At 49.1% G+C, this 16,843-nt stretch carries 14 protein-coding genes; 4 read left to right on the forward strand and 10 right to left on the reverse strand.

Annotation, left to right across the window (positions count from 1 at the left end; translation table 11 throughout):
* Nucleotides 1-77: 77 nt before the first annotated feature.
* Both EDC45_RS01300 and EDC45_RS01305 read right to left on the reverse strand, forming a co-directional pair.
* Complete coding sequence (locus tag EDC45_RS01300; RefSeq protein WP_133542683.1) at nt 78-1,337, reverse strand: HlyC/CorC family transporter; 1,260 nt, start codon at nt 1,335-1,337, stop codon at nt 78-80.
* 98 nt (nt 1,338-1,435) lie between these two features.
* Nucleotides 1,436-2,242: a cytochrome C assembly family protein gene (locus EDC45_RS01305; protein ID WP_133542686.1), complete on the reverse strand. Its 807-nt coding sequence runs from the start codon at nt 2,240-2,242 to the stop codon at nt 1,436-1,438.
* Between the two features lie 163 nt (nt 2,243-2,405).
* On the opposite strand from EDC45_RS01305, the gene ffh reads away from it, so the two are divergent.
* Both ffh and EDC45_RS01315 read left to right on the forward strand, forming a co-directional pair.
* The gene (gene ffh, locus EDC45_RS01310; protein WP_133542688.1) at nt 2,406-3,797 is read left to right on the forward strand and encodes a signal recognition particle protein; all 1,392 of its coding nucleotides are present in this window, start codon (nt 2,406-2,408) and stop codon (nt 3,795-3,797) included.
* Between the two features lie 93 nt (nt 3,798-3,890).
* Nucleotides 3,891-4,274: a VOC family protein gene (locus EDC45_RS01315; protein ID WP_208107231.1), complete on the forward strand. Its 384-nt coding sequence runs from the start codon at nt 3,891-3,893 to the stop codon at nt 4,272-4,274.
* A 48-nt stretch (nt 4,275-4,322) separates the two neighbouring features.
* Here the strand turns inward: EDC45_RS01315 and EDC45_RS01320 are convergent, their stop codons facing one another.
* The 7 genes from EDC45_RS01320 to cysZ form a co-directional block, all read right to left on the reverse strand.
* The gene (locus tag EDC45_RS01320; protein WP_133543247.1) at nt 4,323-5,027 is read right to left on the reverse strand and encodes an HAD-IA family hydrolase; all 705 of its coding nucleotides are present in this window, start codon (nt 5,025-5,027) and stop codon (nt 4,323-4,325) included.
* A 56-nt stretch (nt 5,028-5,083) separates the two neighbouring features.
* Nucleotides 5,084-5,971 carry a tyrosine recombinase XerC gene (gene xerC, locus EDC45_RS01325; protein WP_133543248.1) on the reverse strand — a complete coding sequence of 296 codons (888 nt, stop codon included), beginning with the start codon at nt 5,969-5,971 and terminating at the stop codon, nt 5,084-5,086.
* Nucleotides 5,972-5,994: 23 nt separating this feature from the next.
* On the reverse strand, nt 5,995-6,684 hold the full coding sequence (locus EDC45_RS01330; protein WP_133542690.1) for a DUF484 family protein: 690 nt from the start codon (nt 6,682-6,684) through the stop codon (nt 5,995-5,997).
* Between the two features lie 54 nt (nt 6,685-6,738).
* The gene (dapF, locus tag EDC45_RS01335; RefSeq protein WP_133542692.1) at nt 6,739-7,563 is read right to left on the reverse strand and encodes a diaminopimelate epimerase; all 825 of its coding nucleotides are present in this window, start codon (nt 7,561-7,563) and stop codon (nt 6,739-6,741) included.
* A gap of 246 nt (nt 7,564-7,809) precedes the next feature.
* On the reverse strand, nt 7,810-10,383 hold the full coding sequence (gene clpB, locus EDC45_RS01340; protein ID WP_133542694.1) for an ATP-dependent chaperone ClpB: 2,574 nt from the start codon (nt 10,381-10,383) through the stop codon (nt 7,810-7,812).
* A 284-nt stretch (nt 10,384-10,667) separates the two neighbouring features.
* Nucleotides 10,668-11,618 (reverse strand): cysteine synthase A, encoded by a 951-nt coding sequence (cysK, locus tag EDC45_RS01345; RefSeq protein WP_133542696.1) that lies wholly within the window; start codon nt 11,616-11,618, stop codon nt 10,668-10,670.
* Between the two features lie 302 nt (nt 11,619-11,920).
* The gene (gene cysZ, locus EDC45_RS01350) at nt 11,921-12,751 is read right to left on the reverse strand and encodes a sulfate transporter CysZ (protein WP_133542698.1); all 831 of its coding nucleotides are present in this window, start codon (nt 12,749-12,751) and stop codon (nt 11,921-11,923) included.
* A 222-nt stretch (nt 12,752-12,973) separates the two neighbouring features.
* Between cysZ and zipA the strand changes: the two genes are divergently transcribed.
* Nucleotides 12,974-14,065 (forward strand): cell division protein ZipA, encoded by a 1,092-nt coding sequence (gene zipA, locus EDC45_RS01355; protein WP_133542701.1) that lies wholly within the window; start codon nt 12,974-12,976, stop codon nt 14,063-14,065.
* Between the two features lie 76 nt (nt 14,066-14,141).
* Complete coding sequence (gene ligA, locus EDC45_RS01360) at nt 14,142-16,166, forward strand: NAD-dependent DNA ligase LigA (protein ID WP_133542703.1); 2,025 nt, start codon at nt 14,142-14,144, stop codon at nt 16,164-16,166.
* 33 nt (nt 16,167-16,199) lie between these two features.
* Here the strand turns inward: ligA and EDC45_RS01365 are convergent, their stop codons facing one another.
* Complete coding sequence (locus EDC45_RS01365) at nt 16,200-16,775, reverse strand: thymidine kinase (RefSeq protein WP_133542705.1); 576 nt, start codon at nt 16,773-16,775, stop codon at nt 16,200-16,202.
* Nucleotides 16,776-16,843: the final 68 nt, after the last annotated feature.

Consider the following 16,843-nt stretch of genomic DNA (forward strand, 5'->3'; position numbering starts at 1 on the left):
AGCGGGAAAGCTAAAGGGAAGAATGAGATTAACGCAACGCCATATGGCGGGCGCTGCGCGGTTTGAAGAGCAGCGGATTATAATTTAATCACTTTAGCGCGTTTTACCATATTGTCGCCCACTTCAAGGATAGTAACCTTTAAGCCTTCGATTTCATAACTGGAACCGGGTTCGGGAATCTCTTCCAGGGTTTCCAGTATCAGCCCGTTGAAGGTTCGGGCTTCATCGGTGTTCAGCTGCCAGTCGAAAACTTTGTTAATATCGCGGATATTGGCGGCGCCGTCGATTATTACGGAGCCGTCCGGCTGCTGAGCAATTTCTTCTTCGATGGAAGGCATGGTGGAGGTGGTAAATTCTCCGACGATTTCTTCCAGTATATCTTCCAGCGTAATCAGGCCTTTAATATCGCCGTATTCGTCAACCACCAGGCCAAGGCGTTCCTTATTATGGCGAAAATTCAGCAGCTGTACGTTTAAGGCGGTGCCCTCCGGAATAAAATAGGCTTCGTCCGCCGCACGGATCAGGGTTTCTTTATTGAACTCGTTTTTATCGGACATTAGCCTATAAGCTTCCCGCACGCGCAAAATACCGATGATATTTTTGTCCATGTTTTCTTTGTACAATATGACGCGACCGTGTGCGGCATGATTCAGCTGGCGCATAATAGCTTTCCAATCGTCTTCAATATCGATACCTGCGATATCGTTGCGCGGCACCATAATATCGTCCACGGTAACTTTTTCCAGATCTAAGATGGACAGCAGCATTTCCTGGTGTGCGGAGGGGATAAATTTTCCCGCTTCATGTACGATGGAACGCAGTTCTTCAGCGCTCAGGCTATTGGTGCGGAGTTCGGACTTCAGTCCGCTGATTTTAATGAGCGCATGGATAATCATGTTCATAAAAAATACCAGCGGAGTGAATATTCTCATTAACGGGGTAAGTAAATGGGCGGACAGAAAGGCTATTTTTTCCGGGTAGATGGCGGCGACGGTTTTCGGGTAAATTTCCGCAAATACCAGCATAATAAAGGTTAAGGCGCCGGTAGCGGCGGCTACCCCGATATCGCCGTACAAACGCATACCTATAATGGTGGCGATGGAAGAGGCCAGAATATTAGCCAGGTTGTTACAAATAAGGATCAGGCTGAGCAGTTTATCGGTTTGTGCGACTAATTTTTCCGCCTTGCGCGCCCCTCGGTTGCCCTGTTCGGCCAGAAAGCGCATACGGTAGCGATTCAGGGATAACAGCGCGGTTTCGGAACTGGAGAAATAAGCGGAGATAATTAGCAGTGAAATCAGGACGATAAATAGCGTGCTCAGGGGGATACTGTCCAAGGTCCATAATCCTTATATAAGTTAAAAAAACAAGTGCGGACATAACCGCACTTTATTTTTGTGATTGTTCCGTTTTATATTGATGCGGAATAGCCTATTCAGATATTCAGCATAGCTCGGCTGCCGAAATAGGCGATTGTCAGAAAAATCATACCCGAAATCGTGTAACTAATCATCCTTTTTCCGCGCCAATGTAATTTATGATGGCCGATTAATAAAATAGCGAAAATAAACCAGGCGATAAATGAAAAGATTGCTTTCTGAATATTTTGTATGCCGAAAAAGTCCGCCAGATAAAGGGCGCCGGAAATTAAGGTGAGGGTCAGCAGGATTTCGCCGGTCAGCATTACGGTGAAAAAATGGCGTTCCACTGTCATTAATGGCGGCACTATAGGAGAAACCATCATCATTTTCTTTTTCAGATTACGATCGATCCAAACCAGCTGAATACTGTACAACATGGCGATAAAACAAACCGCATAAGAAAAAAGCGCCAGGACGATATGCAGGGTCAGCCCGGTGTTTTGGCTCAGGTTATAGATAACATGTTCGGGCAGTAAAGCGGTGAAAATCAGGTTAATGGCGGCGAAGCTGTACACCACAGGTAACAGAAACCACAGGGTTTTCACTTTAAATGCGATTGCCAGGGTGGCCAGAACGGCAATAATAACTGAAATCAGCGAGCTTATTGCGATCAGGGTAAAACTTTCCCCTTCGAAAAATAGTTGGCGAATTAAAGGGGTGAGGCTAAAGCCATGCAGCAACACGGCCAAAACTACGGTCAGAAAAAAGTAGCTTCTGTTCGGACTCTGAGTATGCTCGCCCGATTGCGCTTTAATCAGTATCGGCGTGATGAAAAACAGGCTCACGATATAAAATAATGCGGAAAAAATAGCAAACGACATAGTTTCATCCTGAATATGATAATGTGTCTAATTTTAACGGCGCTTGACTAAAATCGCCAGCCTTTATCTGCACCATGTGCGTATAAATAGTGAAAATAGCTGTGATTCCAGTATAATAAACGCAATTTTTTAGCTAAAAACCCAATTGATTAGGATTGTTGCAATGTTTGAAAATCTGTCAGATCGCCTGTCGAAAACCCTGCGTAATATTACCGGAAAGGGGCGTTTAACCGAAGATAATATTAAGGATACCCTGCGTGAAGTGCGTATGGCGTTATTGGAGGCGGACGTAGCTTTACCTGTGGTACGCGAGTTTATCGCTGCGGTGAAGGAGCGTGCGGTAGGGGTTGAGGTGAATAAGAGCCTGACTCCCGGCCAGGAATTTATAAAAATTGTGCAGTCGGAATTGGAAAATGCCATGGGTGAGGCGAATGAAAGCCTCAATCTCGCCGCACAGCCGCCGGCAGTGGTATTGATGGCGGGTTTACAGGGGGCGGGTAAAACCACCAGTGTGGCGAAATTAGCCAAATTCCTGCGTGAGCGTCATAAGAAAAAAGTATTGACGGTTTCCGCCGACGTTTACCGCCCGGCGGCGATTAAGCAGCTGGAAACACTGGCTCAGGCTGTGGGAGTCGATTTCTTCCCTTCCGAGATCAAACAGAACCCGGTGGATATCGCTCAAGCCGCATTAACGGAAGCGAAACTGAAATTTTACGACGTATTGATTGTGGATACCGCAGGCCGTTTGCATGTAGACGGTGAAATGATGGAGGAAATCAAGGGGATCCATGAGGTACTGAATCCGGTTGAAACCCTGTTTACGGTCGATGCGATGACCGGGCAGGACGCCGCCAATACCGCCAAAGCCTTTAATGAAGCACTTCCCCTGACCGGGGTGATTCTGACCAAGGTGGACGGGGATGCGCGCGGCGGTGCGGCCTTATCCATTCGACAGATTACCGGCAAGCCGATTAAATTCCTCGGGGTGGGCGAAAAAACCGACGCCCTTGAGCCTTTCCATCCGGATCGTGTGGCTTCCCGTATTCTGGGAATGGGGGACGTTCTTTCGTTAATTGAGGATCTGGAGCGTTCCGTTAATAAAGAAAAAGCGGAAAAAATGGCGCAGAAATTTAAAAAGGGAGATGCTTTCACCCTTGAAGATTTCCGTGATCAGCTGGTGGAAATGAAAAAAATGGGCGGTATGATGAGTATGCTGGAAAAACTGCCCGGGGCGAAGAATTTGCCCGAACAGGTTAAAAATCAGGTCGATGATAAAATGTTCGTTAAAATGGAAGCCATTATCAATTCCATGACCTTGAAAGAGCGCGCCAATCCGGCGATTATCAAAGGGTCGCGCCGTCGTCGTATCGCATTGGGTTCCGGCACCCAGGTGCAAGATGTGAACAAGCTGCTCAAACAGTTTGATGAAATGCAGCGTATGATGAAAAAAATGCGTAGTGGCGGTATGGCGAAAATGATGCGCGGTATGAAAGGTATGATGGGGGGCGGTTTGGGGGCGCTCGGCGGCTTAGGCGGAATGTTCGGCAAACGTTGATTTCCCGTTCGAAAACCCTATTGTAGCAATTTGTTTTTTACCGCCTGCGGGCGGTAAATTTTTTGTGTGGGCAAGGCGGAACGCGGAGGCTATATGATTAGTATTTCCCATCTCGATCACTTGGTACTGACCGTTGCTGATATTCAGCGTACCCGGGATTTTTATTGCGGTGTTTTGGGCTTTAAGGCCATAACCTTCGGACAGAATCGCACCGCACTTTTGTTCGGACGGCAGAAAATTAATTTGCATTTGCAGGGCAAGGAAATTTCGCCCCATGCTCGTTCTCCGCTTGCGGGCAGTGCGGATTTATGTTTTATCACCCATACGCCCCTTGAAGAGGTCATGGCGCATTTACAGGCGCATTCGGTGATTCCGGAAACGGGTATTGTCGAGCGCAGCGGGGCGATGGGAAAAATGCTCTCGCTGTATGTGCGGGATCCGGACGGAAATTTAATTGAATTGAGCCGCTATATTTAATATATCCGGTGCTTAAATTCCGTATTGCAGCCTGCTTTGAAGCTTGGGTTACAGTTTCAGCAGCGCGCCGAGATCGTCGATTTCCAGATCCGGCAGCAGGCCGGCTTCGGGAAAAAAGTTCAGGTTTCGTCCGGACAGGTTAATCCATACCGACTGGCAACCGGCCTGAACCGCGCCCTGTACATCGGTAATCAGATTATCGCCGATATGCAGAATCTGATGGGTAGGCACATTGAAATAAGCCGCCGTTTGGCGGAATAAATCCGCATGGGGTTTTGCTCGCCCTTGTTTGCCCCCCTGTAAGACCAAGTCAAACTGATTCAATCCTATTCTGGCCGGTTCGAGGTTACCGTTGGTGAGCGCCGCCAGTTTAACCCGTTTCTTCAGGCGATTGAGAATATCCATGCTTTGTTGTGGCAGACGGATAGCATGACGGCGTTGCAAAAAAGCCTGCATGGTTCGATTGCAAATCAGGCGAATTTCCTCCGGGCGCTTATTGGCCTGGCGCAGCAGCGTTTGGATGGTTTCAATTCGCCATGCGGTTACATCTTCGCATAAGCGCGGTTGTTGCTGTGCAATCTGCTGGCGGCAGGCGTTCCATTTTTCACCGTCCAAGGCGATATCGGCGGATTGGCGCAGAAATTCGATACAATGCCGTTCCGCTTCGATAATCACCTGCGAATTATCATACAGGGTATCGTCCAGATCAAAGGAGATTACCTGAAAAGGGCGTAAAGAGCGGTAGAATTTCATCATATTTTTCCGGTTATTCTATTTATTAAAACAGGGTTAAGGCCTTGTTCGCCGGCTTATTTTTTCCGTTTTGCCCGCGGATGAGCCGCATCGTATACCTGAGCCAGATGGCGGAAATCCAGATGGGTATAAATCTGGGTTGTGGCCAGATTACTGTGCCCCAGCAGTTCCTGTACGGCGCGTAGATCGGCGCTGGCTTCCAGCATATGGGTAGCGAAGGAATGGCGCAGCTTATGCGGGTTCAGATGGCTGTTCAGCCCCTGGCGTATGCCCCAGGTTTCCATCCGTTTCTGAATTGTTCGGGGGGAGATTCGATTACCGCGCTGACTGACGAACAGCGCCTGATCCTTCGGATTAAAGAGTAAACGCACCTTCAGCCAGGCCTGTAGTGCGTGCAGGGCGTGTTGGCCGAAGGGCAGTATGCGTTCCTTATTTCCTTTCCCCAATACGCGAATTTCCCGCGCACGCAAATTTACCGCATTTAAATTCAGCCCCTGCAATTCGGACAGACGCAACCCCGAGCTGTAGGTCAGTTCCAACATGGCGCGATCACGAATATCAATAGGTTCCTTGCTGTGGTTATCCAGTAGCTTGGCGACCTGGGCCTCATCAATATTTTTCGGCAGATGTTTTGCCTGTTTGGGGGCGGATATTCCTTCCGCGGGATTAACTTGCAATACTCCTCGGCGCACTAGAAAAGCCAGAAAGCGACGTAATACGGATAGACGCAAGGCCAGACTTTTTTCATGCAGGCCGGATTTTTTGCTTTCCGTTAACAGAAAACGTACCAGGCTCGGCGTAACCTGCCGCCATTGTGTAATCCCCTGTAGCTCGAACAATTTGCCGATGGCTTTCATCTGACGCTGATAATTAGTGAGGGTATGAGGGCTGACGCGACGCTCGATACGCAGGTAATCCCAATATTGCTGTAATGCTTGATTCATTTGCTCCATAAGGGCTTTCCGCTTTAGTTTTTATAGGGCGCCAGCCAACGCTGCAGGTGCAGTTCGACAATATCCGCCAGGTGTTTCAGAAATGCGGTATCCTGGCTGTTGTGAAAACGTCTGGTATCATGGGCTGCAAATAATAAAAGGGCGTCGGGCTGATGTCCGTTTCTGTTGCCGAGTTGGCAGCAGGCGACGGAGCCGACCGGCAGTTCCTGGGGCAGGAATATCAATGATTTTTCTCTATTACTCAGTTCGCCCAGATAAAAACGCCGTAGCCCGAAGCGCTCCAGCCGGAGCCATTCAAAGGCGTTGCGATCGAGCCAGTATTGAGGGGCTACATCGGGATTTTTTTGCCAGCGGTCATTAAACAGTAGAATTTTCGCCTGTTGTAATTCAAACTCGGTGGCCCATTGATTCAGTTTCTGTAATCCGCGGCTGAAGTTTTCCGCTGCGGACAGCTTTTGTTGTAACGGCATCAGGCCGAGAAAAATATCCGGTTCTTTATTGGCCAAGCGGGCAAATTTATCCAATTCGCTTTCCAATTCACGGATATGCCGGCGTTGCCTTTCCAGTTGTACTTCCACCAGCGACAGGACGCCTTTATGGGCTTCGCTAAATTTCAGCTTATCCAGCAGTGTCGGGTGTCGGTTAAAAAAATCCGGATGCCGGCTAAGATAATCGGCCACTTGCTGTTCGTTCAGATCATTCATGTTCCTTTCCTTACTCGGCTTGCGCGGGCGGTGCTAAAAGTGCGGTCGTTTTTATTAAAGTTTTATAACGCCGTCGTAAATATGGGTGGCATCGCCGGTCATATAGAGATCATTACCTTCGCCTTTCCATTCGATGTTCAGGCTGCCGCCGGGTAAATCCACCTGAACCTGATGTTCCAACAGCCCCTGCATAATGCCGACCGCCGCCGCCGCACAGGCGCCGCTGCCGCAGGCCTCGGTTTCGCCGGTACCGCGTTCGTAGACGCGCAATTTAATATGGTTGCGGTTAATCACCTGCATAAACCCCGCATTGACCCTTTCCGGAAAGCGTTCGTGTTTTTCGATTAAGGGGCCGAGGCGCGCCACATTGGCTGTTGCGATATCTTCCACCTGAACCACGCAATGCGGGTTGCCCATGGAAACCGCGCCGCATAGTAGGGTTTGGATTTCGGTACGCAGAATATAATTTTTTTCGAATTTATTGGCGTTAAAAGGAATTTTCGCCGGTTCCCATACCGGCTCGCCCATATTAACGCGAATCATGCCGTCTTCTTTAATGCTTAGAATCATATTACCTTTTTGAGTGCTGACGGCGATCTCTTGCTTATCGGTTAGCCCTTTCATGCTGACAAAGCGGGCAAAACAACGAGCGCCGTTACCACATTGGGAAACTTCGCTGCCGTCGGCATTGAAAATACGGTAGTGGAAATCCAGCTCGGGATCATAGGGCGGTTCGACCAGCAGAAGCTGATCAAAACCTATGCCACGGTGGCGATCCGCCAACTTGCGAATAAGCTCCGGCGGAAAATAAAGATTCTGGGTTACGCCGTCAACAACAACAAAGTCGTTGCCTAAACCGTGCATTTTGGAAAACTGCATACTTCTTCCTGTATTTTTTCTGACTGGTAATCGTTTGGCATTATAGCTATTTATCCCGGCCTAATCAAAATACTTAGGGGCCGGCGGTAACAGAAAAGTGCGCCGTTTTGGCGCTTGTTTTTTGATATGGGCGGAGATTTTTATTCGATGGGGTTTTGGGGCGGCGCTAGGATTATGCGGGCGTGCTGAAAAAAAGCTAAAAAAATACCGCACTTTGAAAGTGCGGTATACAGCGCGGTTTTCGGATTATGCCTGTTTAGCCACAATTTGATTATTTTCATAGTCCAGTCGGACGATTTTACCCGGTAATAACTTGCCGGACAGGATCTGTTGCGCCAACGGATTTTCCACTTCCTGCTGGATAGCCCGTTTCAGCGGACGTGCGCCGTAAACCGGGTCGTAGCCTATATTGCCGATGAAATCCAATGCGGCATCGGTGAATTCCAACGGATAGGCGTGGCTTTCCATACGCTGTGCCAGACGTTGTAACTGAATTTTCGCGATGGAACGAATATTCTCTTTATCCAACGGATGGAATACGACGCTTTCGTCAATCCGGTTGATAAATTCCGGTCGGAAGTGTTGAGCGACCACCGACATCACTAACTGCTTCATGGCTTCGTAGCCGGCCTCTTTGTTTTCCTGAATTAAATCGGAACCCAGGTTGGAGGTCATAATCACCACGGTATTACGGAAATCGACGGTACGCCCTTGCCCGTCGGTCAGACGTCCGTCGTCCAATACCTGTAGCAGGATATTGAAGACGTCATGATGGGCTTTTTCCACTTCATCCAATAGTATGACGGAATAAGGACGACGACGTACCGCTTCGGTTAAATAACCGCCTTCTTCATAGCCTACATAGCCCGGAGGTGCGCCCACTAAACGGGAAACACTGTGTTTTTCCATAAATTCGGACATATCGATACGCACCATGGCGTTTTCATCGTCAAACAGGAAATTCGCCAGAGTTTTGCACAGCTCGGTTTTACCCACCCCGGTCGGGCCGAGGAAGAGGAAAGAACCGATAGGACGATTAGGATCGGATAAACCGGCACGGCTACGGCGAATGGCATTAGCCACCGCTTCGACAGCTTCGCTTTGACCGATAACCCGTTTATGCAGTTCTTCTTCCATGCGCAGTAGTTTTTCTTTTTCCCCTTCCATCATGCGTGAAACCGGTATACCTGTGGCGCGGGAAAGCACTTCGGCAATTTCCTCCTCGGTAACTCGATAACGCAGCAGGGTCATTTCTTTACCTTCCGCACTGTCGGCCTGTGCCAGTTGTTTTTCCAGAGCCGGGATAACCCCATATTGCAATTCCGACATTTTATTCAAATCGCCGGCACGGCGCGCCTGTTCCATCTGGGTACGGGCGTTTTCCAGTTCCGCTTTAATATGCTGAGTACCGGACAATGCGGCCTTTTCGCTTTTCCAGACTTCTTCCAATTCGGAATATTCGCGTTCTTTCTCGCTTAATTCCTGTTCCAGCATTTCCAAACGTTTACGGCTGGCATCATCTTCTTCTTTTTTCAGTGCCTGTTGTTCCAGCTTCAGCTGAATTATGCGGCGGTCCAGACGATCTAAGGGTTCGGGCTTGGAGTCGATTTCCATACGAATACTGGAAGCCGCTTCATCGATTAAATCAATGGCCTTGTCCGGCAGCTGACGGTCGGAAATATAACGGTGCGATAAGGTTGCCGCCGCGACAATGGCCGGATCGGTGATCTGTACGTGATGGTGCAGCTCGTAACGTTCTTTCAGACCGCGCAGAATGGCAATGGTGTCTTCTACCGTAGGTTCGTCCACAAACACTTTCTGGAAACGGCGTTCTAGGGCGGCGTCTTTTTCGATGTACTGACGGTATTCGTCCAAGGTCGTAGCACCGACACAATGCAATTCGCCGCGAGCCAGGGACGGTTTCAGCAGGTTGCCTGCGTCCATGGCGCCGTCGGTTTTACCCGCACCCACCATGGTATGAATCTCATCAATAAACAGTATGACTTTACCTTCTTCCTGAGCTAATTCTTTTAATACCGCTTTTAAGCGTTCTTCAAATTCGCCGCGGTATTTCGCACCGGCAATCAGCGCCCCCATATCAAGGGAAAGCACCCGCTTGTTTTTTAATCCTTCCGGTACTTCGCCGTTGACAATGCGTTGTGCCAGACCTTCCACGATGGCGGTTTTACCGACCCCGGGTTCCCCGATCAATACCGGATTGTTTTTGGTGCGGCGCTGCAATACCTGAATGGCGCGGCGGATTTCTTCATCTCGGCCGATAACCGGATCCAGCTTGCCGCTTTCCGCCCGTTCGGTTAGGTCAATGGTATATTTTTCCAGAGCCTGACGGCTTTCTTCCGCATTCTGATCGTTCACGCTTTGTCCTCCGCGAATCTGTTGAATCGCCTGTTGTAAATTTTCTTTTTTCAATCCGTTGGCACGCAACAAGTCGCCCAATCCGCCGCGTTCTTCCAGCGCCGCCAACAGGAATAATTCCGAAGAAATAAATTTATCCTTTTGGCGTTGTGCGATTTTATCGCATAGATTGAGCAGATTGATTAAGGCGCGCGACAGCTGTACGTCGCCGCCGTTACCGGAAACCTGCGGCAATTTATTCAATTCATTGTTTAACTGCGCCCGCAGCATTTGCACATTAACCCCGGCGGAGGTGAGAATCGGCGCTACCGAACCATCCTGCTGGTTTACTAAAGCCTGCAACAAGTGTAGCGGTTCGATAAACTGATTATCTTTTCCCAATGCCAACGACTGGGCTTCTGCCAGCGCCTGTTGAAATTTTGTAGTGAATTTTTCAATATTCATAGTTTTGTCTTCCTGTTAAAAAATTGTCGAACGTTTTTTATTCACGTTGCTTAAGATAAGCCCCCTTTTACGGATTTCAAGGGAAAAAATAAAATATTTTATGTTAAATAGCTTGTCCTTAAGCGGGCGGTTTAGCATCAGAACAGAAAGGGTGAAAAAAGCGGGGTTCGGTGCTTAAATACTAGGTTTCCCCGTTGCTTTGTCGGCAGGGGGCAGGCATAAAAAGCATGAAAAAGCCCGGCTTATAAAAACCGGGCGGGGTTTGCTTTCCAAGTAATGAATAATTAGCCTTCGATACCTTCGAATAGGGCGGTACTTAAATAACGCTCCGAAGCGGAAGGGAGAATGGCGACGATAAGTTTATCGGCGAATTGCGGCAATTTAGCCAGACGATCGGCGGCGGCTACGGCGGCACCGGAGGAAATACCCGCCAGAATGCCTTCTTCCGCCATCAGGCGGCGAGCGGTAGCGATGGCTGTTTCGCTATCCACCTGTTCGACTCGATCCAATAAGGAAAGATCCAGATTTTTAGGAATAAAACCGGCACCTATCCCCTGAATTTTATGCGGGCCGGGTTTAATTTCTTCTCCCGCCAGGGTTTGTTTGATTACCGGGCTTTCCGCCGGTTCCACCGCTACGGAAATCACGGCCTTGCCCTGATCCTGTTTCAAGTAACGGCTGATTCCCGTAATGGTTCCGCCGGTACCTACGCCGGCTACGATAACATCCACTTTGCCTTCCGTTGCCTGCCAGATTTCCGGGCCGGTGGTTTTCTGGTGAATATCCGGGTTGGCCGGATTTTCAAATTGTTTCAGCATAATATAACGGTTCGGATCTGAGGCGACGATTTCTTCCGCTTTGGCGATGGCGCCTTTCATTCCTTTTGCCCCTTCGGTCAGAACCAGATTAACCCCTAAGCCGCGTAACAGACGTTTACGTTCCAAGCTCATGGTTTCCGGCATGGTCAGGGTGATTTTATAGCCTCGTGCGGCGGCAACGTAAGCCAGTGCGATACCGGTATTGCCGCTGGTGGCATCGACAATTTCTTTGTCTTTCGTCAGGATACCGTCCTGCTCCGCTTGCCATACCATATTGGCACCGATACGGCATTTTACGCTGAAGCTCGGGTTACGGCTTTCAATTTTTACCACCAGGTTTCCTTTATTACCGAAATTTTTTAAGCGCACCAAGGGGGTATTACCGATAGAATAAGAATTATCTGCAAAAATAGTCATGATCTGTTCTCCTTAAGAACCCTGCTTATTTATTGCGCTTAGTTTTAGCATAGCCTATATAATAAAAAAAATGGTTATTAGTTATATTTTATAATTGATGGTTATTTAAAAGGGGGGGGAATCAGGGGGGAAGAGGAGGATTAAGTCAAGGTTTCAGCCCGCTCGGCAATAAAGAAGGCGGTAACGGCATAAAAGTGCGGTGCTTTTAGAGAAAGTTTTTTCGTTTAGATGATAAAGGAAAAAACACCGACTAAAAATCAGGCAAATTTAAAGCACGCCCGCTTAAGGCGTGCCTTAAAACATTAAGGGGTAAGATCGCCCTTGGTGGCCTGCGGGCTAACTTCTTTCCCTTGCCCTTTGGGCATTAAATCCCTATTTTGCTTTTGCACAGCTGTTTGCGGGCGGTAAGTTTCCACCCACATGGCGGTTGCCCCGCACACGGCCACCGGAATAATCAGAAAATTCACCAGCGGAACAAAGGTACAGAGGGTAACCAGGCTACCGAATACCGTGGTTTGGATTTTATTCTGCGCCAGATTGAAGCGCATACTGTGGAAACTGATTTTGTGATTATCGAAGGGATAGTCGCAATATTGAATTCCCATCATCCAAGCGGTAAATATAAAGGTAAGCAGCGGAATCAGGGTTTGTCCGATTAAAGGCATAAAACCGAGTAAGAACAGCAGTAACAAACGCGGCAGGCTATATAGCAGTTTTTGCCATTCCCGCTTTAGCATTCGCGGTATATCTTTAATAAAGTCGGCGATGCCCATATCGTTCGGGCTTTCGCCGGTGAGCATCTGTTCCACTTTTTCCGCCAACAGCCCGTTGAAGGGCGCAGCGATAAAGCCGGATAGGGCGGTAAAGATAAAATAAAACAGCAGCAGAATCATCAGTACGGAAAGAACCAGTAAAATTCCACTGAGCCAGCTTAACCAGTCGGGAATAAAGGACATCAGACTATCGATCATATCGCTGATTTTGCTGACGAACAGCCAGAACAGGCCGCTTAATAATAAGATATTCAGCACTACGGGCATAATTACAAAGCGACGCAGGCCTTTCTGCCGGATAAGGTGCCAGCCCATGACGAAATAATGGAAGCCCGATCCTATCTCATTTTGCTTTAGCATAAAGTGTCCTTAATAAATTGACCTTGGAGGAATAACGAAGTCTGAGGCGCCGTTACGACGCTGATTAAATTTCGCCGTTTATAGTGCGGGTTTAAAGGGGGAATTTCAAGATAAAGATATCGCCCGATTGCGAAAATATGGTAAGCTAGCCACATTTGCACGCTTTCGCTTTATGTCGAAACGGCCGAGTGGTAAACAGAAAATCATAGGAATCGCATAGCAATGGATTTAAATACAATTTTAATCATTTTAGGCATTCTTGCGCTGATTGCTTTAGTGGCTCACGGGTTATGGGCCAACCGACGTGAAAAATCTCAATATTTCGTTAATGCCAACACCTTTAATCGTGCCGGACAAGCAGATTCCTCCTTTTCCCATCAGCCCGTACAGGCATCGCCCGTATCCCCGGAAGCCGGATTTTCTTCTGCCGCCCCTTTTTCTTCTCAACCGGAAGCCGCGCAGCAGAATTTGAATTTTGCAGCGGAAAGTCGAACGACGCCGGTGGAGCAGCCGTCTTCTCAGGCGCCTCAATCGGTGGAACAGATAAAAATCACCTTACCGGGATCGGATTCCGAAACCCTCTATGATATGCGCCCTTATGATTCGCGCCGTCAGTTGCAGACACAGGCTCAGGTTCAACAACCTCAGATTCAGCCTCAGATTCAGCCTCAGATTCAGCCTGAAATTCACGCCAATGTGGGTGAGCGTACCATTGCCGATGTGGAAGCTATGGCCGACGAACAGGAAGGAATTAATTCTTCCTCCGAACTGTTGCGAGTGCAGTTACAAGAAGCGGCACAGGCCGGCATACAGCCTGCGGCGCAGACACCCTTTTCCGCCCCTCCTCTGCAACAACCTTTGGAAGAGCAAGAACAGGTACGAAATAATAATGCCGCCGCTACGGTGGCGGAAGAGTCCTCGTCTTTTATTATGCTGTATGTGGTGGCGGCGGAAAACCGTAGCTTCCACGGTAGCGTACTGGCGCAGGCACTGGAAGATCTGGGCTTTATTTTCGGCGAAGGGCAGATTTATCACCGCCATCTCGATTTAACCGTCGCCAGTCCGGTATTGTTCAGCGCCGCTAATATTAATCAGCCGGGTACTTTTAATCCTTATGCCATGAGCGATTTTCAAACAGTGGGCATCGCATTGTTTATGCAGCTGCCGTCCGCCGGTAACGATCGCACCAATTTGAAAATGATGATTCGGGCGGCGAAGACCCTGGCGGAGCAGTTAAAGGGGTTTGTGCTGACGGATCAGCAGGCGTTGTTTGATGACGAGGCGGAACAGCAATACCTTGCCAAACTGAATTAGCCGAGAATAAAAAAGCGAAAAAATGACCGCACTTTGGCAGCATAAAGTGCGGTCATTTTTGTAAAGGAACTTAATTATGTCTGATATCGCACAACAAATAGAACAATTGCGGGAAAGTTTGCGCCGCCATGAATATCTGTATCATGTACTGGATAATCCCGAAATCCCCGATAGTGAATATGATCGTTTGTTTCATCAGCTTAAGGCGCTGGAACAGGATTATCCGCAGTACGCGGATGACAATTCGCCGACTCGGCGCGTCGGCGCCAAGCCCTTGTCCGGCTTTGCTCAGGTTCGGCACGAGTTGCCGATGCTATCCCTGGATAACGCTTTTTCCGATGAGGAGTTTTACGGGTTTGTTAAACGTATTCAGGAACGGCTGAGCCTGCCGCCCGAATCCTTGGAATTTTGTTGTGAACCTAAGCTGGACGGTTTGGCGGTGAGCATTTTATATGAGAACGGTCTGTTGAGCCGAGCGGCAACCCGCGGCGACGGCACCACGGGCGAAGATATTACCGCTAATATTCGTACCGTCCGCAATATTCCGCTGCGCCTGCTGACGGAAAATCCGCCGCGACGTTTGGAAGTGCGCGGCGAGGTCTTTATGCCGCAGGCGGGCTTTGAACGTTTAAATCAACAGGCGCTGGCGCAGGGTGAAAAGACCTTTGCCAACCCCCGTAATGCGGCGGCCGGTTCTCTGCGTCAGCTGGATCCGAAAATCACCAGTCGGCGCCCGTTGACCCTGAATGCTTATGCTATCGGGATTGCGGAAGGGGTGAGTTTGCCCGATACCCATTATCAACGTTTGCAATGGCTGAAATCCCTCGGTATTCCGGTGAATCCGGAAATTCGCTTATGCAAAGGTGCGGCGCAGACATTGGATTTTTATCGCACCATCGCGGATAAACGCAGTAGCCTCGGCTATGATATTGACGGCACGGTATTAAAAATCAACAGCATCGCCCTGCAGCAGGCGTTGGGGTTTATTTCCAAGGCGCCGCGTTGGGCCATTGCCTATAAGTTTGCGGCCCAGGAAGAACTGACCCGTTTGAATGATGTTGAATTTCAGGTGGGGCGAACCGGTGCCATTACTCCGGTGGCGAAACTGGAGCCGGTGTTTGTGGCGGGAGTAACGGTTAGCAATGCTACTTTGCATAACGGCGATGAAATCGCCCGCTTGGATATTGCCATCGGCGATACGGTGATTGTACGTCGCGCCGGCGATGTTATTCCGCAAATCATCGGTGTGCTGCATGAACGCCGTCCGGCAGAGGCCAAGCCTATTGTTTTTCCGCAGCATTGTCCGGTATGCGGTTCTCAGATTGTACGTGTCGAGGGCGAAGCGGTGGCGCGTTGTACCGGCGGCTTGATTTGCGCCGCACAGCGTAAAGAGGCGCTGAAGCATTTTGTGTCGAGAAAAGCAATGGATATTGAAGGCGTCGGGGCAAAATTAATCGAACAATTGGTGGATAGGGAGCTGATTCATACGCCGGCGGACTTATTTAAGCTGGACAGTCTTACCCTGACCCGATTGGAACGTATGGGGCCGAAATCGGCGGAAAACGCTTTAAACAGTCTGGAGAAAGCCAAACATACCAGTCTGGCGCGCTTTATTTTTGCTTTAGGGATCCGTGAAGTGGGCGAGGCCACCGCACTTAATCTCGCCAATTATTTCGGCTCCTTAGAAGCCTTGCAGCAGGCTTCTAAGGAACAGCTGCTCGAGGTACAGGATATCGGGGAAGTGGTGGCTAATCATATTCTGCTCTTTTGGCAAGAGCCGCATAATGTTGCGGTGGTGCAGGATTTGATCGGGCAGGGCGTACATTGGGAAAGGGTGGAAGTTAAAGAAATCGCCGATAACCCGTTTAAGGATAAAACCCTGGTACTCACCGGGACTTTAAGCGCTATGGGGCGCACTGAGGCCAAGGCGTTGCTGCAACAATGGGGGGCAAAGGTGAGCGGTAGCGTATCGGCGAAAACCGATCTGCTGATCGCCGGTGAAAATGCTGGTTCAAAACTGGCCAAAGCACAGGCCTTGGGGCTGGAAGTTTGGTCGGAACAGGAGTTTCTACGGGTGCTTGAAGGGCTGCAACAATCCTGATTCGAAGGAGGCGGCGCTTGCCGCCGTTCGAGGCTATTCCGTTTTTTGTTTAAAATGGCGGCGACAGACGGACATATATTTATCGTTGCCGCCAATTTGAATCTGTTCTCCGCTTTTTACCACTTCACCCCGTTCATTTAGGCGCAGCACGAAATTGGCTTTACGCCCGCAGTAACAGATGGTTTTCAATTCTTCCAGTTGATCCGCCCAGGCCAGCAAATAGCGGCTGCCTTCAAATAAATTGGCCTGAAAATCCGTGCGTAGCCCGTAGCAGAGTACGGGAATATTCAGCTTATCCACCACATCACTGAGTTGATAGACTTGGGCTTTGGTCAGAAACTGTGCTTCGTCCACCAGAATGCAATTCAGCTTATGCTGGAGATGATAGGCCTGAATTTCGGCGAAAAGATCCGTATCTTTTGCGAATAAAGCGGCACGGCGCTTGATACCTATACGTGAGGTTACGTAGCCCGAACCGAATCGATCGTCAATTGCTGCGGTATACACCAATGTGTGCATATCGCGCTCTTCGTAGTTATAAGCGGATTGCAGCAAAGTGGTGGATTTGCCGGCGTTCATCGTGGAATAGTAAAAATAAAGTTTTGCCATGGTTATCAGGTTGCTTGTCGGCGTTGCAAAAGTGCGGTCGAAAAATCCGAAGTTTTTTCAACCGGCGG

Source organism: Mesocricetibacter intestinalis (genome assembly GCF_004363295.1).
GTDB classification, from domain to species: Bacteria; Pseudomonadota; Gammaproteobacteria; order Enterobacterales; family Pasteurellaceae; genus Mesocricetibacter; species Mesocricetibacter intestinalis.